The 25,669-nt window shown below is 69.7% G+C and carries 20 protein-coding genes and 1 pseudogene; 9 read left to right on the top strand and 12 right to left on the bottom strand.

Annotated features, from left to right (window positions below):
- Nucleotides 1-30: 30 nt before the first annotated feature.
- Genes AHIS1636_RS00175 through AHIS1636_RS00165 form a run of 3 tightly spaced genes read right to left on the bottom strand, consistent with a single transcriptional unit; the run spans nucleotide 31 to nucleotide 4,873 of the window.
- Entirely contained in the window at nucleotides 31-2,400 is a 2,370-nt protein-coding gene (locus tag AHIS1636_RS00175; RefSeq protein WP_264793786.1) for a transglutaminase TgpA family protein, read from the bottom strand.
- The gene (locus AHIS1636_RS00170) at nucleotides 2,397-3,812 is read right to left on the bottom strand and encodes a DUF58 domain-containing protein (RefSeq protein WP_264793785.1); all 1,416 of its coding nucleotides are present in this window, start codon (nucleotides 3,810-3,812) and stop codon (nucleotides 2,397-2,399) included. The genes AHIS1636_RS00175 and AHIS1636_RS00170 overlap by 4 nt, the downstream gene beginning before the upstream one ends.
- A gap of 8 nt (nucleotides 3,813-3,820) precedes the next feature.
- Nucleotides 3,821-4,873, bottom strand: a complete 1,053-nt coding sequence (locus tag AHIS1636_RS00165; RefSeq protein ID WP_264793784.1) for an AAA family ATPase — start codon at nucleotides 4,871-4,873, stop codon at nucleotides 3,821-3,823.
- A gap of 127 nt (nucleotides 4,874-5,000) precedes the next feature.
- Between AHIS1636_RS00165 and AHIS1636_RS00160 the strand changes: the two genes are divergently transcribed.
- The 5 genes from AHIS1636_RS00160 (at nucleotide 5,001) to AHIS1636_RS00135 (ending at nucleotide 11,453) form a co-directional block, all read left to right on the top strand.
- Nucleotides 5,001-5,954 (top strand): TatD family hydrolase, encoded by a 954-nt coding sequence (locus AHIS1636_RS00160; RefSeq protein ID WP_264793783.1) that lies wholly within the window; start codon nucleotides 5,001-5,003, stop codon nucleotides 5,952-5,954.
- Between the two features lie 337 nt (nucleotides 5,955-6,291).
- Complete coding sequence (locus tag AHIS1636_RS00155; RefSeq protein ID WP_275116354.1) at nucleotides 6,292-7,416, top strand: resuscitation-promoting factor; 1,125 nt, start codon at nucleotides 6,292-6,294, stop codon at nucleotides 7,414-7,416.
- Nucleotides 7,417-7,726: 310 nt separating this feature from the next.
- Nucleotides 7,727-8,575, top strand: a complete 849-nt coding sequence (gene rsmA, locus AHIS1636_RS00145) for a 16S rRNA (adenine(1518)-N(6)/adenine(1519)-N(6))-dimethyltransferase RsmA (protein ID WP_264794160.1) — start codon at nucleotides 7,727-7,729, stop codon at nucleotides 8,573-8,575.
- 30 nt (nucleotides 8,576-8,605) lie between these two features.
- A complete protein-coding gene (locus tag AHIS1636_RS00140) occupies nucleotides 8,606-9,541 on the top strand; it encodes a 4-(cytidine 5'-diphospho)-2-C-methyl-D-erythritol kinase (protein ID WP_264793782.1) in 936 nt (311 codons plus the stop codon).
- A 31-nt stretch (nucleotides 9,542-9,572) separates the two neighbouring features.
- Complete coding sequence (locus AHIS1636_RS00135; RefSeq protein WP_264793781.1) at nucleotides 9,573-11,453, top strand: ABC-F family ATP-binding cassette domain-containing protein; 1,881 nt, start codon at nucleotides 9,573-9,575, stop codon at nucleotides 11,451-11,453.
- Nucleotides 11,454-11,542: 89 nt separating this feature from the next.
- Here the strand turns inward: AHIS1636_RS00135 and AHIS1636_RS00130 are convergent, their stop codons facing one another.
- Entirely contained in the window at nucleotides 11,543-12,037 is a 495-nt protein-coding gene (locus tag AHIS1636_RS00130) for a MarR family winged helix-turn-helix transcriptional regulator (protein ID WP_264793780.1), read from the bottom strand.
- 103 nt (nucleotides 12,038-12,140) lie between these two features.
- Between AHIS1636_RS00130 and AHIS1636_RS00125 the strand changes: the two genes are divergently transcribed.
- Together AHIS1636_RS00125 and AHIS1636_RS00120 are read left to right on the top strand one after the other, a co-directional pair.
- On the top strand, nucleotides 12,141-12,719 hold the full coding sequence (locus AHIS1636_RS00125) for an NADPH-dependent FMN reductase (RefSeq protein WP_264793779.1): 579 nt from the start codon (nucleotides 12,141-12,143) through the stop codon (nucleotides 12,717-12,719).
- A gap of 123 nt (nucleotides 12,720-12,842) precedes the next feature.
- On the top strand, nucleotides 12,843-14,258 hold the full coding sequence (locus AHIS1636_RS00120) for a phenylacetate--CoA ligase family protein (protein ID WP_264793778.1): 1,416 nt from the start codon (nucleotides 12,843-12,845) through the stop codon (nucleotides 14,256-14,258).
- Between the two features lie 8 nt (nucleotides 14,259-14,266).
- Here the strand turns inward: AHIS1636_RS00120 and AHIS1636_RS00115 are convergent, their stop codons facing one another.
- The 6 genes and pseudogenes from AHIS1636_RS00115 to AHIS1636_RS00090 all read right to left on the bottom strand — a co-directional run bounded on the left by AHIS1636_RS00115 (nucleotide 14,267) and on the right by AHIS1636_RS00090 (nucleotide 20,848).
- Nucleotides 14,267-14,800 carry a DUF6448 family protein gene (locus AHIS1636_RS00115; protein WP_264793777.1) on the bottom strand — a complete coding sequence of 178 codons (534 nt, stop codon included), beginning with the start codon at nucleotides 14,798-14,800 and terminating at the stop codon, nucleotides 14,267-14,269.
- A gap of 29 nt (nucleotides 14,801-14,829) precedes the next feature.
- A complete protein-coding gene (locus tag AHIS1636_RS00110; RefSeq protein ID WP_264793776.1) occupies nucleotides 14,830-16,335 on the bottom strand; it encodes an FGGY-family carbohydrate kinase in 1,506 nt (501 codons plus the stop codon).
- Entirely contained in the window at nucleotides 16,335-17,591 is a 1,257-nt protein-coding gene (locus AHIS1636_RS00105; RefSeq protein ID WP_264793775.1) for a sugar ABC transporter permease, read from the bottom strand. The genes AHIS1636_RS00110 and AHIS1636_RS00105 overlap by 1 nt, the downstream gene beginning before the upstream one ends.
- Before the next feature lie 245 nt (nucleotides 17,592-17,836).
- Nucleotides 17,837-18,574, bottom strand: a pseudogene (locus AHIS1636_RS00100) (ATP-binding cassette domain-containing protein); the annotation flags it as partial.
- A gap of 113 nt (nucleotides 18,575-18,687) precedes the next feature.
- Complete coding sequence (locus AHIS1636_RS00095) at nucleotides 18,688-19,779, bottom strand: ABC transporter substrate-binding protein (RefSeq protein WP_264793774.1); 1,092 nt, start codon at nucleotides 19,777-19,779, stop codon at nucleotides 18,688-18,690.
- 58 nt (nucleotides 19,780-19,837) lie between these two features.
- Nucleotides 19,838-20,848, bottom strand: a complete 1,011-nt coding sequence (locus AHIS1636_RS00090; protein ID WP_264793773.1) for an NAD(P)-dependent alcohol dehydrogenase — start codon at nucleotides 20,846-20,848, stop codon at nucleotides 19,838-19,840.
- Nucleotides 20,849-21,205: 357 nt separating this feature from the next.
- On the opposite strand from AHIS1636_RS00090, the gene AHIS1636_RS00085 reads away from it, so the two are divergent.
- The gene (locus AHIS1636_RS00085; RefSeq protein ID WP_264793772.1) at nucleotides 21,206-21,352 is read left to right on the top strand and encodes a hypothetical protein; all 147 of its coding nucleotides are present in this window, start codon (nucleotides 21,206-21,208) and stop codon (nucleotides 21,350-21,352) included.
- A gap of 66 nt (nucleotides 21,353-21,418) precedes the next feature.
- Here the strand turns inward: AHIS1636_RS00085 and AHIS1636_RS00080 are convergent, their stop codons facing one another.
- Both AHIS1636_RS00080 and AHIS1636_RS00075 read right to left on the bottom strand, forming a co-directional pair.
- Entirely contained in the window at nucleotides 21,419-22,090 is a 672-nt protein-coding gene (locus tag AHIS1636_RS00080; RefSeq protein ID WP_264793771.1) for a TetR/AcrR family transcriptional regulator, read from the bottom strand.
- A gap of 128 nt (nucleotides 22,091-22,218) precedes the next feature.
- A complete protein-coding gene (locus tag AHIS1636_RS00075) occupies nucleotides 22,219-22,713 on the bottom strand; it encodes an avidin-fold protein (protein WP_264793770.1) in 495 nt (164 codons plus the stop codon).
- Between the two features lie 212 nt (nucleotides 22,714-22,925).
- On the opposite strand from AHIS1636_RS00075, the gene AHIS1636_RS00070 reads away from it, so the two are divergent.
- Nucleotides 22,926-25,667, top strand: coding sequence for a helix-turn-helix transcriptional regulator (locus AHIS1636_RS00070; protein ID WP_264793769.1), 2,742 nt, complete (start codon nucleotides 22,926-22,928; stop codon nucleotides 25,665-25,667).
- Nucleotides 25,668-25,669 lie beyond the last annotated feature (2 nt).

Below are 25,669 nucleotides of genomic sequence, written 5' to 3'. Positions count from 1 at the left end.
ACGCTGCCGTGGCGGATCTTCAGAGGCACATCATCGGCGGATGAACAGCGAGCGGGGGAACAGCAGGCCGAGCATTCGCTGCTGCCACGTGCTGTTCCTGCGCAGTCCGCCCGCGACCGACTCGACGTCGCTCCATTGCCGTTGGCTCCCGGTTCCGCCCCCGGCATCCGTAGCGGCGCCGCGGGCCCCAATGGAGCCTGGACGCGGAGCGGCAGGGTTGGCGTAGGCCGCGATCTCGTAGTCTTCGCGGAGCCGCGCCAGTGCCGCGGCGGCGCCACCGTCAAGCTCCTGCCCGAGCCGCCGCTCGAAGGCACGGGCTGACTCCTCAGGCGCGGCACTGATGCCGTAATCGGCGGCGGCGTCGCGCGCCTCGCGCCAGGCCACGAGGGCGGTGTCCCGGCTGGGCCTGTCGGCGGTGAGCAGCTGGTTACGGCTGCGGCGGGTGCGGGAGCGGCGGATGAGGGCCGGGGCGGCCAGCGCGAGCACCAGGATGCCGAGGCCGGTTGCGGTCCACGGTCCGGTAGCCGGGGCGTCCTGCGCGGCGGCCGAACCGTCCGGGGAACCCCCGGCCCGGGGCAGCGAGGGCTGGCTCGGAACGCGGTTGCCGCCGGGATTGAGGTTTTCGCGCTCCGCCTGGTCCGGGACCGGCGCCGTGGGCTGCTGCGCGTAGGCGGGGACGGCCCCGCGGCCAGGGGTGGGTTCGAAGGCGACCCACCCGATGTCCTCGAAGAAGAGCTCGGGCCAGGCGTGGGCGTCGCGGGAGTCGACCTCGTGCTCGGTCAGTTCCCGGCCGTCCACTTCCACGGTCTCGCCGGTTTCGCGGCCGGGAGCATAGCCGACTGCGATGCGGCTGGGGATGCCGGCCTCGCGCGCCATGATGGCCATGGTGGCGGCGTAGTGGACGCAGTAGCCGGCCTTCTCTTCCAGGAAGGCGGCGACCACCTCGAAGCCGCTCTGGTCATAGCCGCCGTCCACGGGCGCCTGCTCGGAGTACACGAAGCCGGGGCCGCGCAGATAGCTCTGGATGGCCATCGCCTGGTCGTACGGATCCTCCAGCCCGTCCAGGACCTCCTCGGTGGTGTCGACGATGATGTCCGGCATGTCCGAGGGCAGGCTGGTGAAGATCCCGTCCACGCGCGGAGAGTCCAGCGGATCCGCGTCCTGCAGGTTCTCCCGGGTCAGGTCCGGAGTGACACTGCGGACGATGTAGTCCTGGTTGGCGCTGCTGGTGCCCAGCGACGCCTGGACCGCCAGCGTTCCCGGGTCCCAGGACCAATCGCCGTCGACGCCGATGATCTCGGCGGGGGCGTAGGGGGCCGGCAGCCACGGGCTCGTGAAGGAACGGGTCTCGATGGCGGTGGTCGTCACCGTTCCCTCGTCCAGGAGTTCGCGGATCCGCGGGGTGCCCATCTCTTCCACCCCTTCGCGTTGCTCATCCCGGGTGTCCGTGGGACTCCAGCGGGCGCCCGTGAGGTTCTCCAGGGTGACGGTCCGAAGGTACAGCGGCGTCTTCGAGTCGGTGGCATAGGTTATCCGGCCGAAGGCGCCCGGCCGGCGCAGGTTGTCGCCGAGGCTCAGGATGGGGTTGAGGCCCGTCGGCGCGCCGAGCCAGTCCAGCCGGGAACCCTGCGGGAAGGCGCCGGTGGTGAAGCCGGGGATGCCCAGCGGCAGCAGCAGGGCGAGGGCGAGCGCACCGGCGCCGATGCCGGCGGCGCGGCCGAACTGTCCGGCGGCGGTCCGGCCGGGCGGCGCCTCGTCCAGTCCGTCCAGCCATTGTGCCGCCGCAAGGATCGCCAGGTAGCCTGCGGCCGCGGCGAGGAAGCCCGCCGGGCCGAGGCTGTGGGGCTTGATGATCGCCGGCACCACCAGGATGGCCAGCAGGCCGAAGCCCGATGCGGCCGGCAGTTGCAGCGGCACGGCCATGGTGTCCACCAGCAGGGCGACCAGGCCCACGCCGACGCAGGCGACCATGACGATCCCCGGCGAGGCGAGCACCGGCGCCACCTGGGAGATGACCGCGTCCTGCGCGTCGGCGATGAGGAACTCCAGCGCCCGCAGGCTTCCCGGTCCGGGGATCACGAGGAGGATGCTCGTCGAGGACAGGAAGAGTGCCGTCACGGAGCCGGCGAGCCCAACCAGGCCCAGCAGCGTTCCGGCGACCGGGGACCAGCGCATCGCCCTGGCCAGGCCCGGTCCTGCCTCTACGGCCAGCACGGTAATGATCACCGGCCACAGCCAGCTCCAGTGTTCGATCACGCCGTGGATGTTCGCCGCCGCCAGGATCGTGGCCAAGGCAACCGCCCCGGACATGAGCCAGGGTGCAAATCCCGGGGCGCGTCGCCGTTCGCCGCCCCGGGACGGCCGGTCCGGCGCCACGGGCCGGTCCAGCATGGCAGTCATCGCCCCGCCTCGGCGGGGTCGGGGGCTGCGCCGTGCCGGCGCCAGCCGCCGCGGGCGGTGGCCTCGCTGACCGGGGATCCGCCGTCGAAATGGCTCCACGCCGCGGCGTGCGATGCCTTGGCGCTCACCGCGACGGCCCGCCAACCGGCGTCGCGCAGTGACTGGAGCGCCGGCGAATCGTGCGGGTGGTCGCAGACAACCAGGGCAAAGGCGTGTGATCCGAACTCCGCCGCGGGCGCCAGCCGTGCAGCGTCCTCCGGCCCGATGTCGCCCAGCACCGCCAGCAGCGGCCCCTTGAGCTTGTGCGCAGCGAGCTTGTCCATCAGCCGGTCGCTGAACGCCTCGTTCCCGGCGTGCGGGCGCTCGGTCCGCCGGTGCGGTTCCGCGGCCAGCCCCAACGCCGCAAGCCCCTCGGCCAGGTTCTGGTAGCCCGGGAGCCCGGTGAAGCTTTCGTCCCCGGGCCAGGGGGCCGACGGGGACCGGAGGGTGCCCGGTTCGCCGTGGCAGTCCAGCAGGCGGACGGTGTAGTTGCGCTGGATGAAGTCGTGGGCGGCGGAGACGACGGCGGTGATCGCCCATTCGAATGACGGCGAGGTGTGCAGCAGATCGCCGTCGTCCTCATGCGCGCCGGCGTGCGAGGGAAGGAAACCGGATTCGAAGAGTGAGGCTCGCTGGTCCAGGATGATCGTGGCCTGCGGCGTGGTGACGGACTCCTCCTGGCGGACCATGAGTTCGCCCTGCCGCGCCGTGGCCGGCCAATGGACGCGCCGCATCGGGTCGCCGTGCCGGTACTCGCGCGTCATCACATCGTCGTCGCTCGGGTTGGCCTGCCGGCGCGTCGTCGCCGTGCCGTCGGTGCCGCGGGCGGCGGTGAGCGAGGTGGCCGGCAGTTCCAGCGGCGCCGGCGTGACCACCAGGCGCGAGGCCGCGCCGAGGCTGTGCCGATGCCGGGCCAGCCCGAACGGATCCTGGAAGTCGGCCGTGACCGGCCCGATCGCGAACACTCCGCGCCGGGCCGAGCGCAGCCGGTATTCGTACACGCTTTCGCCGGAGGCCGAGGGGAAGCGGGCGGGGAAACGGAAGGACGGCGAGCGGCCGAAGCGCACGGGCAGCTGCTCCTCCATGTAGGCCGTGCCGAAGCCTTTGTCCCGGCGCAGCGTGAGATGGACCTGCGTCACGAGGCCGGTTTCCACCGACGGTGGGCGGAACCTGCGCTCGACGGCGAAACGCGGCTTGAGCAGGACCATCGCCCCGGCGGCGGTGAGGGGTAGCGCGGCGAGGAAGACCGCCAGCGTCAGCAGGTCCCGCCGGCCCAGGACCTGCGCCAGCAACAGGACGGCGGCGGCGGTGGCGATCATGCCCCAGCCGCGCGGCGTGATGTAGCGGGTGGGCAGCCAGCCGAGCCGGTCCATGGCCTGACCTAGGAGGCCGTGCGGCGGGCTTCGGCGCCCACCGGAACCTTGGCCAGGATGCCGGCGACGATCCCGGAGGCGTTTTCGCCGGCCGTGATGGCCTTGCGGTCCAGCATGAGCCGGTGGGCCAGGACCGATTCGGCCACCGAGCCCACGTCATCCGGCAGCACGAAGTCCCGGCCGTCCAGCGCGGCGGCGGCCTTCGCGGCGCGCAGCAGCTGCAGCAGCGCGCGCGGGCTGGCACCCAGCCGCAGGTGCGGGTGCTCGCGCGTGGCGCGGCCGATGCCGACGACGTACTCCTTCACTGCGGGGGAGACGTACACGTCCTGCACTGTCGCCACCATCGCCCGAACCTCCCCGACGCCGACCACCGGGCGGATCTCCCGCAGCGGCGACATCGACTGGTGGGTCTCCAGCATCAGCATTTCGGCCCGCGGATCCGGGTAGCCCATGGAGATGCGCGCCATGAACCGGTCGCGCTGGGCCTCGGGCAGCGGGTAGGTGCCCTCCATCTCGATCGGGTTCTGGGTGGCGACCACCATGAACGGCGCATCCAGCGTGTAGGACCGGCCATCCACGGTGACCTGGTGTTCTTCCATGCATTCGAGCAGCGCGGACTGCGTCTTGGCGGAGGCCCGGTTGATCTCATCGCCGATCACGATGTTGGCGAACACCGGACCGGGGCGGAACTCGAAGCGGTGCTTGTCCTGGTTGTAGATGGAGACGCCGGTGACGTCCGAGGGCAGCAGGTCCGGGGTGAACTGGATCCGGTGGACACTGCAGTCGATGGTCCGGGCCAGCGTCTTGGCCAGCATGGTCTTGCCCACGCCCGGCACGTCTTCAACCAGCAAATGGCCCTGGGCGAGCAGGACGGTCAGCGCCAGCCGCGCGGCTTCCTGCTTGCCCTCGATGACCGTGTTGATCGAGGCGAGGATGCGCCCGCAGGCGTCATGGAAATCAGCCAGCGGCAGCCGGTCGGCCGGCCCCGGTCCGCCGGTGTCTTCCTCGGAAGATCCGGAATGGACGGAACCGGTGGCTGCAGTGTGCTGCTGGATATCCATGCCGAACCTTCCGCATCGCCTTCCCCGCAGGCGGGATGTAACCACAGTACTGGCAGAAGTTTCACCGCGGTAGAGCCTGAAACGACTCTTTCGCATATCGGAGGCGCGGCAGCCGTAATGTTGAATCATGCCTGAGAACGCCCTAGCCGTGCCCGGAGAGACACCCGCTGCCTACCGTCCGGAGGAAGCCGCGCCGGACGGAGGCCGCACCCGTAGTCCCGAAGAGGAAAAGAGCGGCCGGCGCCGCCGCCTGGACTATCCGCCGGCACCCGAGCCGCTGCCGGTGCCGGTCATGGATAACCACACCCATCTGGACTTCGGCGACGGCGACGTCTCCGTGACCGTCCGGGACGCGCTGGACGCCGCCGAGGCCCTGGGGGTCAAGGGTGCCGTCCAGGTCGGCTGCGACCTCGAGTCCTCCCGCTTTACGGTGCAGGCGGTGGAGGCGGACACGAGGCTCCTCGGCGCCGTCGCGCTCCACCCCAACGACGCCCCGCCGCTCGCCGCCGACGGGCAGCTCGAGGAGGCCCTCGCCGAGATCGAACGTCTGGCCGCGCACCCGCGGGTCCGGGCCATCGGCGAAACCGGCTTGGACTTCTTCCGCACCCAGGGGGAGGGTCTCAAGGCGCAGGAGTACTCGTTCCGCCGGCACATAGACATCGCCAAGCGGCTGGGGCTGGCGCTGCAGATCCATGACCGTGACGCGCACGACGACGTGGTGCGGGTCCTGCGCGAGGAGGGGGCCCCGGAGAAGGTGGTCTTCCACTGCTTCTCGGGCGACGCCGGGCTGGCCCGGACCTGCAATCGGAATGGCTGGATGATGTCCTTCGCCGGCACCGTCACGTTCAAGAACGCCCAGGACCTCCGGGATGCGCTGCTGGTGGCCGATCCGGCGCTGGTCCTGGTGGAGACCGACGCGCCGTTCCTGACCCCGCACCCGTACCGCGGCAGGCCCAACGCCAGCTACATGGTTCCGTACACCTTGCGCTCGATGGCGGAGGTCCTCGACAAGGACCTCGGCTTGTTGTGTGAGGAAGTGGCGGGCAACACGGAAAAAATTTACGGACGATGGAACGACTAAGCTACCGGCCGGTATTTTTCCTAGTCAGCCCGGCGTTTCACGCGTTTCACCGGCGCTGACTTGGGCCTTCGCCGCGTGTCCGATCCGTGACATGTGCCCGGATCCGGTTTTGCGCGAAGTCACGGTTCGGTTACGGTAGGGGACTATTGGCCGGGGTCGGGGAAGGCATCCGGACAGTACACTCCCGCATCCGAGGTTGGTTGGACGTTCCGTTCGTACGCCCAAACACTCTCCAGTTTGGTTTGCCTGCACAACGCATCGTGCCGTGGGATTCGGCGCGCTTCTGCTCGTGTCTTCATGTCCCCGTGCCCGGATGTTCGAGACAAAGTTGGGTACCGTGGCAAACGCACTGAAGAACCGCTGGGTGAAAATCACCGGGCAGGTGATCGTGATGACCGCACTCGTTTTTGGCCTCGTGGCCTTCGTAGGCAACAACAAGAGCGTCACCCTGACCGTCGACGGACAGGCCAGCAACGTCTCCACCTTCGGGACCACGGTCCAGGACGTGCTCGACGAAGCCGGCGTCCAGGTGGACGGATACGACGAGGTGACTCCCGCCGTCGCAAGCGAAATCAGCAACGGCGGCAGCATCCAGGTCATTACCGCAAAGCCCGTGAAGCTGACCCTCGACGGCGCCAGCAAGATAGTGCAATCCACCTCAGCCACGGTCAAGGACCTGATCAACGAACTCGGCGTCGAGGAAGACTCCGATCTCTCCGCGCCCCTGGACGCCGACCTGGCCTCCGTCAGCAACGTGGTGATCTCCACGCCCAAGACCGTCACCATTACCGTGGACGGCAAGACGAAGGACAAGATCACCACCGCCGCGACCGTCGGCGACCTGCTCACGGAGCAGAAGATCACGCTGGGCAAGGACGACGAGCTGTCCAAGCCGAAGTCCACGCCGGTCAAAGAGAAGCTGAAGCTCAAGATCACGCGCATCGACCGCGACCAGAAGATCGAGATCACCGAACCGATCGCGTTCGAGACCGAGACCAAGAAGGACTCCTCGATGTACGAGGACGAAAAGGTCGTCACCCGCACCGGCATTGCGGGTGAGCGCACCAAGACCTACGCGCTCGTGCTGGTCGACGGCAAGGAAACGGAGCGCGAGCTGGTCAAGGACCGCGTCACCACCGAGCCGGTCAGCGAGAAGGTCTCCGTCGGAACCAAGGAACGGCCGGAGCCGGAGCCCAAGACCGACAACACCAACGTCGGAGGCACCTGGCAGGCCCTCGCCCAGTGCGAATCCGGCGGCAACTGGTCCATCAACTCCGGCAACGGCTACTACGGCGGCCTGCAGTTCAACCAGAGCTCCTGGCTGGGCGCCGGCGGCGGGAAGTACGCCCCGTTGCCGCACATGGCCAGCGCTGCCGAGCAGATCGCCACGGCCGAGGTGCTCCGCAGCAACGGCGGCTGGGGCCACTGGCCGGCCTGCGCCGCCAAGCTCGGGCTGCTCTAGCCCGCCGCCGGGCGCGGGCGTCTGCTCCGCCCCGCCGGCCGCGTCGCGTCGGATCCCCGGGACACCGGGGGTCCGACGCGTTTAACCGGGCCGTGCGAGCCGGAGGAGCGGCAGGACGGGCTAGAAGGCGATGCTTCGTTGGCGCGCCGCGGCGCTCCGAACGGCGCCGAGGGTTTACAGGCCGGTTAACGGGCGGGCGGGGTTGTATGGCTACGATGGCACAGTGACAGATGCGAATGCCTCCGGCCTGCCTGGCCAGCCCCAGTCCGAGCCCGGGCACGACGACGGGGCCGGGGCGCAGCGTGGGACCATGCCTTTGCTGGGGGCTGCGGATATCCGCCGGCTGGCGGAGGAACTGGACGTCCGGCCGACGAAGACGCTGGGGCAGAACTTCGTGATCGACGGCAACACCATCCGCAGGATCGTCGCGGCCGCCCACGTGGAGCCGGATGAGACGGTGCTGGAGGTCGGACCCGGGCTGGGCTCGCTGACGCTGGGCCTGCTGGATGCGGCCGCGCACGTCGTGGCGGTCGAGATCGACCCCAAGCTGGCGGCGAAGCTCCCGGACACCGCGCAGAAGTTCCGGCCCGACGCGAACGGACGTCTCGACGTCGTCCTGGCCGATGCGATGCGGGTGACGGAACTGCCGCGGGAGCCATCCGCGCTGGTGGCCAACCTGCCCTACAACGTGGCGGTGCCCGTGGTGCTGCACCTGCTGGAACATTTCCCCTCGCTGCGGCACGGACTGGTGATGGTGCAGGACGAGGTGGCGGACCGGCTGGCGGCCGTGCCGGGCTCGAAGATCTACGGCGTGCCGAGCGTCAAAGCCGCCTGGTACAGCCAGATGCGCAAGGCCGGCGTGATCGGCATGAACGTGTTCTGGCCGGCGCCGAAGATCGCCTCCGGGCTGGTCGGGTTCACGCGGCGCGAGCCGCCGGCCACCCGGGCAACGCGGCAGGAGGTCTTCGCCGTGATCGACGCGGCCTTTGCCCAGCGGCGGAAGACGCTGCGGGCGGCGCTGGCGGGCTGGGCCGGGAGCGCCGCGGAGGCGGAGGCTGCCCTGCGCGCGGCTAATGTGGATCCCGGTGCACGCGGCGAGGTGCTGGATGTCGAAGCCTTCGCCCGGATCGCCGAATACAAGCGGCCCCCGGTGGCCTGAGCTGGAAATTCGCACTGTGGAGGCAGCCTGATGAGCAAGACCCGATCCGTCCGCGTGATGGCCCCGGGCAAGATCAACGTGTCCTTCCGGATGGGTCCGCCGCGGCCGGACGGCTACCACTCGGTCGCCAGCGTGTACCTGGCCGTCTCGCTCTACGAGGAGGTCACGGCGACCCGGCGCGACGACGACCAGGTGACAGTGAGCGTCCGCAATGGTTCGCCGCTGCCGCTGGACGTGGACGACATCCCGCTGGATTCATCCAACCTCGCCGTCAAGGCGGCGGAGCTGATGCGGTCCATGACCGCCCGATCCACGGGCGTCCATCTCGACATCGTCAAGCGCGTGCCGATCGCCGGGGGCATGGGCGGCGGTTCCGCGGACGCCGCCGCGGCGCTGGTCGCCTGCAGTGCGCTCTGGGACACCGGGTTCTCCCGCGACGAGCTGGTGCGCATCGCCGCGGACCTCGGCGCCGACGTGCCCTTCGCCCTGCTCGGCGGCGTGGCCGTGGGCCTCGGCGTGGGGGACCAGCTGACCCCGGCGCTGGCCCGCCGCGACCTGCACTGGGTGCTGGTGCCGGCCTCGTTCGGACTCTCCACTCCCAAGGTCTACGCCACCGCGGACCGGCTGCGCGAAGAGGCCGGCTTCACCGCGACGGACCCGGATAACGTGGACCCTCGCATCCTGAAGGCCATGCACGCCGGGGACGTGGACAGCCTTGCCAACGCCCTGGGCAATGACCTGCAGGCCGCCTCGATTGAGCTCGCTCCCGAACTGGCGGATATTCTTGACCTTGGTATCGCCGAGGGCGCGCTGGCCGGATTGGTCTCCGGTTCCGGCCCCACGCTGGCGTTCCTGGCCGCGGACCGGCTGGACGCGGAGGAGTTGTCCCAGCGGCTGTCGGACGTGGCCGGCGTCGCGGCCCTGGCGGTCCATGGGCCCGTGCACGGCGCCCGCATTATGGCCTGACCCGGCCCTGCCACCAACAGAAAGACAGACATTGGCCCACCTGCTCGGCGCTGAGAACATCAGCGTCTCCTACGGCATCCGCACCGTCCTGGACTCGGTCTCCCTTGGCCTGAACGAGGGCGACCGGATCGGCATGGTCGGGCGCAACGGCGACGGCAAATCCACCCTCATGCGCCTGCTGGCCATGAGGACGACGCCGGACGAGGGCCGCGTGACCAAGCGCGGCGATGTGAACATCGGCTATCTGGACCAGCAGGACGTCCTCGACGGGGACCTGCCCGTCGGCGTCGCGATCGTCGGCGAGGCCGCGGACCACGAATGGGCCGCCAACCCCAGGATCCGCGAAATCATGGCCGGCCTGGTCGAGGACGTGGAGTGGCACGCCAAGATCTCCTCGCTCTCCGGCGGGCAGCGCCGCCGCGTAGCCCTGGCCAAGCTGCTGATCGAGCCGCATGACGTGATCATGCTGGACGAGCCGACGAACCACCTGGACGTCGAAGGCGTGGCCTGGCTGGCCCGGCACCTGAAGGAACGCTGGCGCTCCAACGAGGGCGCCTTCCTGGTCGTCACCCACGACCGCTGGTTCCTCGACGAGGTCTGCACCCGCACCTGGGAGGTCCACGACGGGACCGTGGATCCGTTCGAGGGCGGATATGCCGCGTACGTTCTGGCCCGCGCCGAACGCGACAAGATGGCCGCCGTCGTCGAAAGCAAGCGCCAGCAGCTGGTGAAGAAGGAGCTGGCCTGGCTCCGCCGCGGCGCGCCCGCGCGTACCTCAAAGCCGAAGTTCCGGATCGAGGCGGCCAACGACCTCATCTCCGACGTGCCCGAGCCCCGGGACACGGTGGCGCTGAGCAAGATGGCCACGGCCCGGCTCGGCAAGGACGTCCTCGATTTGGAGAAGGTCAGCTACACGCCGCCGCCGCGCGAGGGAGACGCCGGGAACGACGGCGGTGCGCCCCTGTTCGACAACATCACCTTGCGCCTGGCGCCGGGGGAGCGGCTGGGCCTGGTCGGCGTGAACGGCGCCGGCAAGACAACGCTGCTGCGGCTGCTCAACGGCGAGATCCAGCCGGATTCCGGCAAGCTCAAGCGCGGCAAGACCGTCCAGACCGCCATCCTGACGCAGGACGTCCGGGAGCTCGACGACGTGCTGGACCTGCGCGTCATCGAAGTCATCCAGCGCGAGCGCCAGGTCTTCAGCGTCGGCGGCCGCGAGGTGTCCGCCGGGCAGCTGGTCGAACAGCTGGGCTTCTCCAAGGAGAAGCAGTGGACGCCGGTGCGGGACCTTTCCGGCGGCGAGCGGCGGCGGCTCCAGCTGCTGCGTCTGCTGGTCGGCGAGCCCAACGTGCTGATGCTCGACGAACCGACCAACGACCTGGACACCGACACCCTCGCCGCCGTCGAGGATGTGCTCGACGGCTGGCCCGGCACGCTCGTCGTCGTCTCGCACGACCGCTACCTGCTCGAGCGCGTCACCGACCACCAGATGGCGCTGCTCGGCGATGGCAAGCTCCGCGGGCTGCCGGGCGGCGTGGACCAGTACCTGCAGCTGCGCGAAGAGGCGCTCGCCTCGGGGGAGGTCGCAGGAACGGCGACGGCGACCGGCGCAGGTTCGGGCCAGGGGCAGTCCGGTGCTGCCGCCGGCGGCTCCCCGGCCCAGTCCGCAAAGTCCTCGCACAGCGAGGCCGAGAAGCGGCAGGCCAAGAAGGACCTGAACCGGATCGAGCGGCAGCTGACCAAGCTCGCCCAGCAGGCGGACAAGCTCAAGGAACAGATGAACGACGCCGGCTCCAAGGCGGACGTGGACTTCGCCTTGCTGGCCGACCTGAACGCCAAGCTGCAGGATGTCTCATCCGAACAGGAAGAGCTCGAGATGGAGTGGCTCGAGGCCTCAGAGGTCCTCGAGTAGCAAGCAGCACCTGTCCGGTTTCCGGTGTCTTGTGGTGCCGGCCTCCCGGGGGAGCGCAGCGGTACCCCGGGCGCCAGGGACGCGGCAGGTCAGCCCTTCTGGCCGCCCGGGTTCTGCCAGAGGCCCGCATCCCGGATCGAGGCCTGGATCTTGGTGGCCGCGGAGAGGAGAGCCTCGCGTTCTTCGTCGGTCAGCGGATCGAAGACGTTCTCGCGGACGAAGCTCACGTGGCCGGGGGCAGCCTGCACGATCGCGTCGCGGCCGGCCTTGGTCATCATGATGTTGTAGCCGCGGAGGTCGGAGGGGCACTCGGCCCGCGTGACCAGGCCCTTGGTTTCCATGCGCTTGAGCAGGTGGGAGAGGCGGCTGCGCTCCCAGTCCAGTTGCCGGGCGAGGTCGCGGGCCCGCAGGACGCCGTCGTCGGCCTCCGAAAGCGCAGCGAGGACGGAATACTCCACGGCGGAGAGTTCGGAGTCCCGAATCAGCTGGCGGTCCATGGCGGATTCGAAGCCCCACAGCAGCTCGCGCAGGGCGCGCCAGACCTCCTGCTCGTGCTCGCTGAGCCAGCGGGTGTCGGAGCTCACAGTGGGCTTCCCTTTCTCCATGGTTGACATTTCAAGTTTCCTTCGTGCATGATTGACATGTCAACAAACGATGACGTGTCAACAACCTGAAGGGGTTTACCACATGACCAAGATCGCTATCGTCACCGGCAGCACCCGTCCGGGCCGCAACAACAAGGGCGTAGCCGACTGGGTTCTGTCCCAGACCGCCGGCCGTACCGACGCCGAATTCGAACTTGTCGACATCGCAGACTTCAACCTCCCGCTGCTGGACGAGGCCTACCCGGCCGCTTACCAGAACTACCAGAATGACCACACTAAGGCATGGTCCGCCAAGATCAGCGAGTTCGACGGCTTCATCTTCGTGACCGCCGAGTACAACCACACGCTGACCCCGGCCCTGGCGAACGCCCTGTCCTACCTGAACGTCGAGTTCAATAACAAGGCCGCCGGCATCGTTTCCTACGGCTCCATGGGTGGCGCCCGCGCCGCCGAGCACCTGCGCAACGTGCTCTCCGAGCTGCAGATCGCCCATGTCCGCAACCAGGTCATGTTCTCCCTCTTCACCGACTTCGAGAACTTCTCCGAGTTCAAGCCGACCGAGCAGAACGCCGGCACCCTGGCTCCGATGCTGGACCAGCTCATCCCGTGGACCCGCGCCATGGAGGCCGTCCGCGCCGAGGCCGCCGTCGCCTCCAACTAGGTTCCAAGGAACTTCGGCGCCGCAGATCCGGCGCACCCGCAGGCCCCGGCCATCGGACCACGAGTCCGATGGCCGGGGCTTTTTGCCGTTCCCCGGGCAGCCGGCGGTTCCTACGATGGTGCTGTGCGTACACGAGGACGGACGAGGGACGGGGATCGGGCGGGCAGCGCGGCCCGGCTGTGGTGGGAGGCCGTCCGGATCCGCCGCCGGGGCCCGGAAGCCATCCGGCAGCGGCAGCGGGAGCGGCTCGCGGACCAGGTGTCCTTCGCGCGGGAACACTCCGGCTACTACCGGCGCCTCTACCAGGGCCTGCCGGACCGTATCGAGGACGTCGCCGAACTGCCCGTGACGAACAAGCGGGAGCTGATGTTCCACTTCGACGAGGTCGCCACCGATCCGGCGGTGACCCTGGACTCGGTCCGGGAATTCGTGGCCGACCGGGGCCGCGTCGGTGGCCGGTTCGCGGGGAAATACCTGGTGGCAACGACTGCCGGCACCACCGGGCTGCGCGGCATTTTTGTGCTCGACGACCGGTACTGGGCGGTGACCTCGGGGATGATGGGCATCCTCGCCCGGAAGTGGTTGTCCTGGCGCGACCTGGTGCGCCTGCTGCGCGGCGGAGGACGCTCGGCGGCGGTCATAGCCACCGGCGGGCACTTCCTGTCCGTCGCCGCAAGTACCCGGGAGCGGCGCGAGAAGCCGCGGCGTCACCGGGGACTGGGAGTGTTCTCCATCCACACACCCCTTCCTCAACTGGTGGATCAGCTGAACGCCTTCAAACCGGCCCTGCTCGGAGGCTATGCCAGCATCCTGCGCCTGCTCGCCACAGAGCAGCAGGCCGGGAGGCTGCACGTGCGCCCGGCTTTGGTGGTCAGCACGGCCGAGGGGCTGCCGCCGGCAGAGCGGACGCGAGTGGAGCAGGCCTTCGGCGCAGTCGTCGGCGAAGTCTACGGGTGCACCGAGTCCGGCTACGCCGCCTGCAGCTGCACCGAAGGCTGGCTGCACCTGCTCGAGGACTGGGTGATCGTGGAGCCCGTCGATGCCAGCTACCGCCCGGTGCCGGCTGGCACGGTTTCGCACACCTTATTGATCTCGAACCTGGCCAACCGCGTCCAGCCGATCATCCGCTACGACGTCGGCGACCGCGTCCTGGTCCGGCCGGATGCTTGCCCGTGCGGGGATCCTGCCCCCGCCCTTCGCGTGCAGGGCAGGACATCGGATGTCCTCTTGTTCCCGACGGCGGACGGGCAGGGCAAGGTGCCGGTCCCGCCCCTCGCCCTGGCCACGGTTATCGACCGCATTCCCGGGGTGGGGCTGTTCCAGATCGTCCAGGACGCGCCGACGCAGCTGCGGGTTCGGGTGATCCCGGCGCCGGGCTCGGAGGCGGGAACCGTCCGGGCAGCGGCAGGGGAAGCGGTCAGGGCCCTGCTGGCCGAATTGGGCCTGGGCCACGTCGACGTGGAACCGGTGGCCGAAGCCCCGCAACAGAGCGTCGGCGGGAAGTACCGCACCATCATCCCGCTGCCTGCTGCGGGCTGACACGCCGCTCAGTGCCGGCCGTCGTCCGGCCGATGGTGCCCTTGGGCGTGGATAGCCAGGTAGGTCTTGTGGGTGTACACCTCGAAGCCGAGCATCGCTTCGACATATTCGCGTGCAGCGGCGACGGACTCGTCGGCCCGGCCCGCGAGGGCCCTGACGGATTCGAGCCGCCGTTCGAGCTCGGCATGCAGTTCCTGCGCGAGGAAGGCGCTGACTTCTGCAACGGAGCCGCCCGCAACAGCCGCTTCGGCAAGGGGAATTGCCGGCCCTTCGGACTGGCCCGCGGGCTTCAGTCCGGTGTACGGAGCGCCCTCGCCCATCCGGTGTGTCCGCACCACGGTCTCGAAGAGGTAGAGGTCGCTGACCTCGCGGGCTTCCGGACCGAGGACCCGCGCCTTGATAGTGCGCTCGAAGGCCCCGCGGATTTCCTCTTCCGCTGCGTCCGGGACGAACGGAAGCACCAGGTCGACGTTCCTCTTCTCCAGGGCTGTTTTGGCGGCGCTGACGACGGGACCGTCCATGGTGTCGCAATGCGGTGGCATCTGCTCTCCTGTCCACTTGATCCGCGTGCCTAGGGGCCGCCGGGCTCCTGCAGGGCGGCGAGCACGTGCATATGCTCCCGGTTGGAGGGGTAGAGCTGTCCGTACGTGGCGTACAGCTTCTCGTACAGCGCCGCGGTGGACGGGTCCGGCTCGACCACCGCCGCGGTCCGAGCCCAGTCGGTTTCCGCCGGCACCGCCCCGGTCCCGATCGCGGCGAGCAGGGCATCTCCGTAGCTGGCCCCGATGGTCTGTTCCGGGACGAGCTGTGCGCGCCCGGTGATGCTGCTGACGATTTCCGTCCACAGCCGTGCCTTGGTGCCGCCCCCGACAGCCACGACGCGACGGATGGGTTCGCCGGCGTTCTCGAGGTACTCCAGGATCTGGCGGATGCCGAAACCGATACCCTCATAGGCGGCGCGGAACAGATGGCCCCGGCCGTGCCGTAGCGACAAGCCGGTGACGAGTCCGCGGGCGTCGGGGTCGAACACAGGCGTCCGCTCGCCGGCGAAATACGGCAGCAGGAGCAGGCCGTCAGAACCCGGCGGCACCGCGGCCGCCTCCGCGACGAGCTGCTCGAACGGAACCTCGCCGAAGAGCCGCTGCAGCCACGTGGTCAGGCTGCCCGAGGTGGACATGCCGGCGGCCAGCGTCAGGGAACCCGGGTCCACCCCGGCCGTGGTCCAGAGCTTGGGTTCGGCGCGGAACTCGCCGAGGACCTGGACGAAGAACATGGTGGAGCCATACATCAGCATGAGGTCGCCGGGACGCCGCACACCGGCGCTGAAGGCCTCGGCCCACGCGTCCACGGTGCCGGCGCAGACCGGGACGCCCTCCGGCAGCCCGGTCGCTTCGGCGGCCCGGCGGTGGACGCGGCCGCCGACGTCGGCCGGCCACGCGAGCCGGGGCGGGGGCAGGTGGCCCGCGACGGCGCCGTAGCGCTGCTCGTGCCAGCGGTTGCCGCGCAGGTCGTACAGGGGATCGCACTGGCTGGCGGTGTGGTGGTCCAGGACCAGTTCGCCGGTCAGTTTGGCGAGGATGAAGGAGTTGAGGCTGTGCCAGTTCCGGGCGCGGGCGAATACCTCCGGTTCCCGGTTGCGCAGCCAGCGGAGCTTCGGCCCCACCGCCTGCGAGGACAGGACCTTTCCCGCGTCCCGGAAGATCGCCTCCGCGCCGAACTCCTCGGTGAGTTCGCGGATTTCGACGACGGCGCGCGCGTCGATCCCGTACAGGATCGCCGGGCGCAGCGGCATCAGGTCCTCGTCCGTGACGACCAGGCAGGGGCCCATCGCGCTGACGCACACGCCGGCGACAGCCCCGGCGTCGTTCCTGGCGAAAAGCTCCCGGCACAGCCGGACCACCTCCGCCCATGCTCCGCCCTCGGCGTCGAACTCAGCCCAGCCGGGGCGCGGGTAGGAGACGTCATGCGTGGCGGTCGCGCTGTCCAGGACGCGCCCCTCGGCATCGGCCAGCACCGCCTTGCTGCTGCCCGTGCCGATGTCGATGCCCAGGAACATGGCGCTGCGACGGCCCGCCACTAGGCGCGGCCGTGCGACGTGCGGGACTTGCGCGAAACGGCGTCGAGGATCACGGCCAGCAGCAGGACCAGGCCGGTGATCATGTAGCGGAAGGACGACTCGAGGTTCAGCAGGGTCAGGCCGCTGGAGATGGACTGGATGACCAGGATGCCGAGCAGCGCCGAGAAGGCGGAGCCGCGGCCGCCGAACAGGCTGGTTCCGCCGATCACGGCGGCGGCGATGGCGTTCAGGTTGACGTCGCCCGTGCCGCTGCTTTGCGCCGAGGCCGCCAGCCGGCCCGCGGCGAGGATGCCGCCGACGGCCGCGAACGTCGAGCAGAGCATGAAGATGGAGACGTAGATGCGGTTCACGCTGATGCCGGCCCGGCGCGCCGCTTCGCGGTTGCCGCCGACGGCGTAGACGGAGCGGCCCCACTTGGTGCGGGTGAAGGCGTAGTGCATCACCAGCACCAGGGCGGCGAAGAAGACGAACATCCAGCCGACGCCGCGGGCCTGGTTCAGGTACCAGACGGCGAAGAGCAGGATCACGGCCAGCACGATCGTCTGGACCACGACCAGCCGCATCGGCCGCCCGGAGAGGCCCGCCTTGACCCGCTGGCGGGAGAGCGAGAGCTGGCTCAGGAAGAAGCCGGCCACGCCGAGGACGGCCAGCACGTAGGACAGCCAGACCGGCACGAACGCCTGCTGGCCGAACCAGACCAGGAAGGAATCGAACGGCAGGTTGATGGTGCCCTCGACGCCGAGGACGAACAGCTGCAGGCCGAGGAAGCCCAGCAGGCCGGCCAGCGTGATCACGAAGGACGGAACCCCGAACTTGGTGTAGACAAACGAATAGAGCAGTCCGATGGCGGCGCCCACGGCGATCGCGGCCAGGATCGCCAGCCCGACCGGCCAGTCCTGTTTCACGAAGGTGACGCCGACGATCGCCGCCGAGAGGCCGCTGACCGAGCCGACGGAGAGGTCGATCTCGCCGACCAGCAGGACGCAGACGATGCCAAGCGCAATGACGCCGACGGCCGCGCTTTCCAGCAGCAGGTTCACCAGGTTGGCGCTGGAAAGGAAGAAGGGGTTGAGCAGCTGGAAGATGGTCCAGATAACCAGCAGGCCGACGATGATGGGCAGCACGCCCAGGTCGCCGCCGCGGACCCGGTTGATGCCGACCTTGACCGCGCCCTTGAAGCCCTCGGTGCGGATCAGCCGTTCGTCCTGCAGGTCGGTAGCCACCGGGATGGCCGGGCTGGCTGGATTCGTTGTCATGGTACGGTCCCTTCTTCCGGTGCTGCCCCCGGCCCCGATTGCCCTGCGCTGCCCGCCTGTCCGGGCGGAAGGCCGCCCCCGCCGGGTCCGCGCCCGCCCGGCCCCTGCCCGCCCGGTCCTTCGTTGGGTTCGCCGGGCCAGTCGGCCGGGCGCGAGTCCTGCGCGCCCTCGTCGGCCAGGGCATCAGAGCCGGCCGCGGCCCCCGCGCCCGCCGCCCCGGTCTCTCCCGCCCCGGCCTGTGCCGCTCCGGCCTGTGCCGCCCGCTGCGTCACGACGTTGTCGGTGGCGCCGGTGATGGCGGCGATCAGGTCGTCGGTGGAGACGTCCTTCATCCGGAAGGTGCCGTTGTTCTTGCCCAGCCGCAGCACCGCCACGCGGTCGGAGACGGCTTTGACGTCCTGCATGTTGTGGCTGATCATGATCACCGCGAGGCCGTTTTCACGCAGCCGTTCCACGAGGTTCAGCACCTCGGCCGTCTGCGCCACGCCGAGCGCCGCGGTGGGCTCGTCGAGGATGATGAGCTTGGGGCTGCCGAGCAGCGACCGGGCGATCGCGACGGTCTGCCGCTGGCCGCCGGAGAGGGAGGCGACCGCGATCCGGACCGACGGAATCTTGGCCGAGAGCTGGCGCAGCAGCTTCCACGACTGCACCTCCATCTCCACCTCGTTCAGCCGCCACGGCCCCAGCTCCCGCCCCAGGAAGAGGTTGTCCACGACGGTCAGGTTGTCGCAGAGCGCCAGGTCCTGGAAGACCGTGGCGATGCCCAGCTGGATGGAATCAACCGGCGAGTGGATCGTCACGTCCTTGCCGTCGAAGTTCACCGTCCCGGCGTCCTGCGGGTGCACGCCCGCCAGGATCTTGACCAGGGTCGACTTCCCGGCGCCATTGTCCCCGACCAGCGCGACGACTTCGCCGGCGTGGACGTCCAGGTCGATGTCGGTCAGGGCGGCAACGGCACCGAAGTGCTTGCTCACGCCCCGCATGGACAGCACCGGTGCGGCTGCCTCCGGCCGTTCCGCTGACAGAGTGGACACTGCCTTCCCCTTCCCGTAACGACGGCGGTGCCGCGGTGGGCGCGGCACCGCCGGCCGCTGAGCTACTTGATGCCGAGCTCGTCGCAGCCCTTCTTGTATTCGCCGGTGCAGACTTCCGACGCCTTGTAGATGCCGCCGTCGAAAATCACTTCCTTGACGTTGTCCTTGGTGACCACGGTCGGCACGAACAGCGCCGACGGGGTGTCGAAGAGCGTCGCGTCGGGCTCCGGCGTCTCGCCGTTCAGCAGCTGCACCGAGACCTCGGCGGCCTTCTCCGCCACGATCTTGATCGGCTTGGAGATGGTGTTGTACTGGTCGCCGCTGATGATGCGCTGGATGGCGGCGACTTCGGCGTCGTTGCCGGTGACCGGCGGGAACGGGGAGACGCCGGCGGCCTTCAGTGCCGCGATGGAGCCGCCCGCGGTGCCGTCGTTGGCGGCTACGATGCCGGTGATCTTGTCGCCGAACTGGGTGATCTGGCCGGCGACCCAGTCCTGGGCCTTCGACGGCTGCCACTCCGGGGTGTCATAGGAGGCCAGCACCGGGTGCTGGCTCGCATCGATGGCCTCCTGGGCGCCTTCCTTGATCAGCTGCGCCGCGCGGTCGGTGGGGGAGCCGTTGACCATCAGCACGCCGCCGGTCTTGTCTCCGTCCGCGTCCAGCTTCTTGACCAGGTCCGTGGCGATGAGGTTGCCGATCTTCTTGTTGTCGAACGAGACGTAGAAGTCGGCCGGGGTGTCCGGGACCGGACGGTCGTAGGTGACGACCTTGATGCCCTGGCCCTTGGCGGTGCTGACCAGCGAGGCTGCGGCGGTGCTGTCTACCGCGTCCAGCACCAGGACCTTCACGCCCTGGGTGATCATGGCGTTGGCCTGCTGCTGCTGCTTGTTCGCGTCGCCGTCGGCGTTCTGGTACAGCACCTCGCATTCGCTGCAGAGCTCCTCGACCTTGGCCTTGAACAGCGGGCTGTCCTGCTGCTCGTAGCGGGTGGAGGCCCGGTCCGGCATCAGGAACGCGATCTTGCCCGAGGCTTCGCCGCCCCCTCCTCCTGTCTCGCCGCTGCCGCCTCCGCCGCCGTTCCCGCAGGCGGTCATTCCTGCGGCCAGAAACAGGGCGGTGGTGAGGCCCAGGATTCCCCGTAGGTGCTTCTTCATCGGAACTCCTCTTTGCTGGTGGTTGCCCCGTTGCCGATAGCTGCGTGGCGCACTGCGGTCAAAGCCGCTGGGGGTAGATCATCGCCTTGAGCGATTCGGGTTCGGTGGAGGTGTTTTCCAGGGCGGCCGCGGTCCGGGACAGCGGGAAGCTGTGCGTGACCAGGCCGTCCAGGTTGATCCGGCCGGAGGAAACCAGGGCGATGCCCAGCGGCCAGGTGTTGTTGTAGCGGTTCACCATCGAAATGGTGATCTCTTTCCAATTGAGCATCGACAGCGGCAGCTGGACCTCGTCTGTCTTGGCCAGCCCGATGACCGCTGCCCGTCCCCCCTCGTGCAACCGGCCGAGGCCGGCGGCGAGGACGCCGTTGGCGCCCGAGCATTCCAGCAGCACGTCGAAGGTCCGCGAGGCCGGAGGATCGCTCTTCTCCACGCCGAACCCGTGGTCGCGGGCGACGCCGAGCCGGTAGTCGGAGATGTCCGTGAGCGTGACGCTCCCGGCCCCAAGGGCCCGGGCCGCCTCCGCGGCGAGCAGGCCCACCGGCCCGGCGCCGGTGACCAGCACGTCATCGCCCGGCCTCAGGTTCGCCCGCTGGCAGCCCCACAGGCCCACCGACAGCGGCTCGATCAGCGCGCCGTCCTCGTAGCTCATCGAGTCCGGGATCGGGAAGTAGCAGCGGGCGTCCATGGCCAGGTACTGCAGCAGCGCGCCGTCATACGGCGGCGTCGCCAGGAACTCCAGATCGGGACAGAGATGGTAGCGTCCGGCCCGGCACTGGTCGCAGGTGCGGTCCGGTGTGCCCGGTTCGACGGCCACCCGGTCGCCGACGCGGACATTTTCGACTCCATCACCGACCGCCACCACCTGTCCGGAGACCTCGTGGCCCAGGACGAAGGGGCCGTCGACGGCGAACGGGCCGATCTTGCCGTAGCGGTAATATGCAACGTCCGAGCCGCAGACTCCCACGGCTTCCACCCTGATCACGGCCTGGCCCGGAGCGGGTTCAGGTACGGGGCGCTCTTGGATCTCGATGCTGTTCAGGCCGGTCATGACTGCGGCGGCGTTGCCCATCCAGGACTCCTCTTCGAGCCGTCACGGAACCTGGCGGTCCCGCCTGCACGTGTGATTCAGCGCACATGCACACGCATATGCTAACCCCGCAACAGGGCCGCGGCTACATAACGCCGCAGGTCAAAGTTCTGCGGGGCGAAGGAACAGCTGGCAGGCGGCCGGGCGGGGCAAGGTTTTCCAAGGGGCGGCCCGGGAGTATGGCGGCCAAGGGCCGGCGGCGGATACCGCGGGCGGCCACGCCGGGCGGCACTGTGGAAAGCGTCCCGCGGTTTCGCGCGAACGCCGGTACGCTCGGGGCAGGGGAAGGGCGGCGCGGCGCCGCGTTTCCCGGGGGAATACTATGGGGAGGACGGGGTTATGCAGATTGACTCGCGTGAAAGGGTCGAGTTCCAGGTGAATGAGCGTCAGGAAGCCCGACGGCGGCTGGTGCTGGCCGTGGGTGTCGTGCTGATCGTGTTCGGGGCGGCTGCCCTGACGTGGGGTATTATTCTCGCCCTGACCTGATGTGCCAAGGGCGGTTCCGCCGCCGGACGCCGTAACAGGTCGGGCCTGTTACGGCTGTGCGGGTGATTACTCGCCGACGCCGAGCAGGTAGGAGGCGATGGCTTCCCGGAAGATGGCCACCCTGCGTGTCCGGGCGTCCGGCTCCTGGTGGTCCGATTCCAGCAGGCTGCGGAAGGCCAGGCCTTCGACCAGTGCCGTGAAGCCCTTGGCGAGCATGTCCGGCTCGGCCGATCCGAGGGAGTCGAAGAGTTCGCGCATTTGGCGCTGGGAGACCAGGACGTCGGAAATGATGCCGGCGAATTCATCGCGCTCGGACAGTTCCAGCGTGAGGGCGATGCGTGCCTTGATGTGGTGCGGCCGAGTGCTGAGCTGGATGTTCAGGTAGTGCGCGATGTGCGAGGCGATGTCTTCGATGTCGCGTCCGCCGTGGATCGCGTTCGGCACCTCCAGCGTGGCCCTCTCATAGTCCGCGGCCGAACGCGTGCGCAGGTAGTTGACGATGGCTTCCAGCAGTTCGTCCCGGGTCCGGTAGTAGTAGCTGGTGGAGCCGGTCGGCAGGTCGAGATGCGTGTCGATGGCGCGGTGGGTCAGGGAGCGCAGGCCTTCATGGGCGATGATCTCGGTTCCGGCCTCGGCGATCAGGGTGCGCCGTTCCGTGCGCGGCTCCGGTTCCGGGGAGGCGGGGATGGGGACCGAGGCGGCGGCACGCGCCTGGGCAGCGGACAATAAAGGTTCCACGGACAAGTGTTCTCCTGATGGTGCGGGCATCTTCGATCAACTCTACCGTTGTAGAGTATCGTGTTTGCGCAGGCAGCCAAGCCCGTAGGCGGCAAAACCCCCGGTCAGAGGGCCAACTATGGTGAACCTCACGGCCGTTCTCCCGGCACGGCTAGCTCCTCCACGATGCTGGTCCCGTGTTCCGGCCTGGACTCCCACTGCCACGTTTCGCGGAACTGGACCCGTCCGTCGTCGAGCACGGCGATGCGGGTCTCGCAGACGCCGCTGGCCGTCTGCAGGTCGATGTTCAGGTGCGAATAGCGGAAGCTCATCCGGTCGCCGCTGCGGGTGCCGACCAGATAGCCGCGCACGACCGCCCCTCCGGAGTATTCGGCCCAGATGACTTTGCCGTCCTGGTGGTAGTGGAAGACCGTGGTGGCGCCGACCTCGCCGGTGGCGGTGTTGGATACGGGTGCGAAGTGACGGCCGTCGATGACGGCGGCAGCCGCGGCCGGCTCCGCGGGCGGATCCTCGGACTCCGGGCCAGGGCTCCCGATCGCCTCGCCAGGCTCCGCCGGGGCATGGGCCGCAGGGTCGGCAATTTCGCGTTCGTTCACGGTGGTCGGTGAGGCTGGATCAGACATGTGCCCAGCCTATGGGCCACAACCGGCGGTTGTGAACCGGAGGCGGCACGCGGGGGCTCCCCAAAGGCGGATTGCCGTGTCACTATTGCGTTACAGCTTTAAGCAGACTACTGGCCACTTCGACGTGCGGTCAGTATGCTAGCGCGCAGATGCAAAGCGCCGACGTTGGGGAATGTGTGGCAGGTGTGAGCAGTGAACCAGTGCAAAGATCCGTGGAGAGCCGTGCCTTGGGGGCCGCGGCCGATCCCGCCGCGGACGCAGATGCCGTCCGACGGGGCCACGGAGCCGCGCGGCCGCGCGGCGTTTTCATAGGCCGCGGAGAAGAGCTCGACGGCGTTTCTGCTGCCCTGCGCGACCCGGCACGGCTAGGCGCCCTGGTGCTCGGCGGTGCTGGCATCGGCAAGACGGTGCTGGCACTCGAGGCGTTGCAGGCCGTACAGGAGACCCACCATATAGTGCACGTCCGCGGCAGCGCCGTGTCGTCGAAACTGCCCTATGGCGCGCTCGGCTACCTGCTCAGCGAACTGCCGGAACCCGCGCTGGCGCATCCGGTACTGGCCTACCAGGGGCTGGCACGGCTGCTGCGCCGAAAGGCCGCGGGCCGGCCGGTGCTGCTGCTGGTGGACAACGCCCATGAACTGGACGCATTGTCGGTGACGGCGGTGATCCAACTGGCGCTGTCGGGCCAGGCCCGGCTGCTGGTGCTGGCCCGCGGGCTCACCGGCGCGGCCGAGGAGTTCGTGCAGCTGTGGTCGGACGGGCGGCTGAAGCGGTTCGACCTTGCCCCGTTCACTCCGGCGGAGGCGGAAACACTGGCCTCCCGCCTGCTTGGCGGGCTGGTCTCGCGCAGCGCCGCCGAGGAGTTGTGGGCCCATACCGCGGGGAGCCCGCTGTACATGCGCCTGCTGGTCCGCGAACAGCGCGAGGCGGGGTCGCTGGTCCTGCAGGACGGCGTGTGGGACCTGGTCGCGCCGATGGTGCGGTCGGGCGAGATCGCCGACGTGGTCCGCGCGCAGGTGGCACGGCTGGAGCCGGGCCAGCGCCGGATCATCGAACTGCTGGCCTTCGCCGGTGAGCTGCCCCTGGAAGTACTGCTGCGGCTGTCCGACCCGTTCGAACTGGACCGGCTGGAGGAGGACGGGCACCTGCGCGTCCTGCCCAGCATCCCGCCGGCGGTCCAGCTGAACCAGCGGCTGATGGCCGAAGTGGTCCGCGAATCCGTGCCGCCGGCCCGCAGCCGGGAACTGTGGGAGGCGCTCGCCGCCGTCGTTAGCGCCGTGGAGATTCCCGCCGGAACACTGCTGGGTTTTGCGGCGTGGAGCATCGCGTGCGGGGTGCCGCTGGCGGCCCCCACCGCGATTCGGGCGGCCCGCCGCGCCCGGCATTTGCAGGATCCGGCCAGCGCCCTGCGGTTCGTGCGCAACGTGCCCGGCTACGCGCTGGAGCCGGAACTGGTCCTGGAGGAAGCGTCCGCGCTGCACGCGCTGGGAAGGCTCGAGGAAGCCGCGGCCGTGCTCGAGGCGGTGCAGCCGCGTGCGGAGGCGGACCTGCGGCTCTGGGTGCGCCTGGGCGTGGAACGGCACCGCGTGCTGCGCCGGCTGCCGGGCCGGGCACCGGAGGCCGCGGACGCCGTCGCGGCCATTCGCCGGGCCGCTGCCGCCGCCCCGGGGAATAACGACGGCGGTGCCTCGCTGGCCTGGGAGGCCGTGCTGCTCGAGGCGGAGTTCGCCGCGTTCGAGGGCCGGCACGCGCAGTTTCCGCCTGAACTGGAGGACCTCTACGGCAACGAGTCGCTGCCGCTGGGCATGCGGCTCTATGCAGGCTGCCTGCTGGCCGAGGCGTGGGTGCTGACCGGCCGGTGCGGGGACGCCCTGGCCATCGTCGCCTGGCTGGAGGCAGGCGCAGCCAACCCCTCGCTTTCGCCGTCGATGCGCGACACGGTGCTGGTCCGGATTTTCGAGGTGCTGCTGGCCAGCGGGCAGTGGCGGCGCTGCCGGGAGCTGCTGGCCCCGCAGCCGGGCGCCGGCCGGGTCGGCGCGGCCCGCGGCACCGCCGGGGAGCTGGCGGCCGGGCTGCTGCATGCCGCCTGCGGGCATCCGGACGAGGCGCTGGAATTGCTGCTGCCGGCGTTGGCCAAGCTGAAGCGGCGGGATCCGGCGGGCACGGCCCCGCTCGCGCTGGCCGCTGCGGCCTACGCCAGCGCGCTCCAGGGGGACGCCGGGCGGGCCGAGCGCTGCCTGTACGAGCTGGAACGTTCGGAGCAGGAACTCGCGTGGAGCATCCGCTCGTGGACCCGGTATTTCGAGGTGCTGGCGCGGGCGGCGCTCGCCGGCTTCGGCGTGGTGGGGGAAGGCCCCCGCCAGGCCAAGGCAACCGAGGCCGCCGGCCCCGGCCGGTTCACGGCCAAACTGCTGGCCGAGGCTCAACACGCCGCCCGGCTCGGCCTCCCCGCCAGCGGCGGCGCGTTCCTGACCGCGGCCGCCCGGCTCGGGGACACCGAGGCCGCAGCACGGTTGCTCGCAGAGGCGCCGCAGGACTGCGGGCCGGCGGGCGAACTGGGCGAGCTCTTCGCGGCGGGACTGCTGCGCAACGACGGCGCCGCGCTGCTGCAGGCGGCGCGGCTCGCCTCCGCGGAGGGCAACGACCTGTTCGCATGCCAGGCGGCGGCCGCGGCCCAGCCGTATGCGGCCGACCAGCTGGCCGCGCGGCAGGCGCGGGAGCTGGCCAACGCCAGCTTCCGGCGGCTCCGCCCGGAGCATGGACTGCGCCGCAGGTTCGGCATGCTGGGCCGGTTCGAGCAGGAGCTGGCCGTGGCGGCCGCGGGCGGCAAAAGCAGTTCCGAGCTGGCCAAGGAGCTCAACCTCTCGCCGCGCACCGTGGACTGGCACCTGGGCAAGATCTACGTGAAGCTGCACGTTTCCAGCCGCGCCGAACTCGCCGAGTTGCTGACGTAGCC

This window comes from Arthrobacter mangrovi (assembly GCF_026011795.1).
Taxonomy (GTDB): domain Bacteria; phylum Actinomycetota; class Actinomycetes; order Actinomycetales; family Micrococcaceae; genus Crystallibacter; species Crystallibacter mangrovi.
Note: the sequence above shows the minus strand (reverse complement) of the source record. Positions and strands in the feature narration are given on the sequence as shown.

Excerpts from the sequence above, each read along its gene's own strand:
- AHIS1636_RS00075 (WP_264793770.1), bottom strand. The coding sequence starts at position 22,713 with ATGTCTGATCCAGCCTCACCGACCACCGTGAACGAACGCGAAATTGCC.
- AHIS1636_RS00140 (WP_264793782.1), top strand. The coding sequence starts at position 8,606 with ATGAGCAAGACCCGATCCGTCCGCGTGATGGCCCCGGGCAAGATCAAC.
- rsmA (WP_264794160.1), top strand. The coding sequence starts at position 7,727 with ATGCCTTTGCTGGGGGCTGCGGATATCCGCCGGCTGGCGGAGGAACTG.
- AHIS1636_RS00165 (WP_264793784.1), bottom strand. The coding sequence starts at position 4,873 with ATGGATATCCAGCAGCACACTGCAGCCACCGGTTCCGTCCATTCCGGA.
- AHIS1636_RS00175 (WP_264793786.1), bottom strand. The coding sequence starts at position 2,400 with ATGACTGCCATGCTGGACCGGCCCGTGGCGCCGGACCGGCCGTCCCGG.
- AHIS1636_RS00085 (WP_264793772.1), top strand. The coding sequence starts at position 21,206 with ATGCAGATTGACTCGCGTGAAAGGGTCGAGTTCCAGGTGAATGAGCGT.
- AHIS1636_RS00115 (WP_264793777.1), bottom strand. The coding sequence starts at position 14,800 with ATGCCACCGCATTGCGACACCATGGACGGTCCCGTCGTCAGCGCCGCC.
- AHIS1636_RS00105 (WP_264793775.1), bottom strand. The coding sequence starts at position 17,591 with ATGACAACGAATCCAGCCAGCCCGGCCATCCCGGTGGCTACCGACCTG.
- AHIS1636_RS00170 (WP_264793785.1), bottom strand. The coding sequence starts at position 3,812 with ATGGACCGGCTCGGCTGGCTGCCCACCCGCTACATCACGCCGCGCGGC.
- AHIS1636_RS00160 (WP_264793783.1), top strand. The coding sequence starts at position 5,001 with ATGCCTGAGAACGCCCTAGCCGTGCCCGGAGAGACACCCGCTGCCTAC.
- AHIS1636_RS00090 (WP_264793773.1), bottom strand. The coding sequence starts at position 20,848 with ATGGGCAACGCCGCCGCAGTCATGACCGGCCTGAACAGCATCGAGATC.
- AHIS1636_RS00125 (WP_264793779.1), top strand. The coding sequence starts at position 12,141 with ATGACCAAGATCGCTATCGTCACCGGCAGCACCCGTCCGGGCCGCAAC.
- AHIS1636_RS00095 (WP_264793774.1), bottom strand. The coding sequence starts at position 19,779 with ATGAAGAAGCACCTACGGGGAATCCTGGGCCTCACCACCGCCCTGTTT.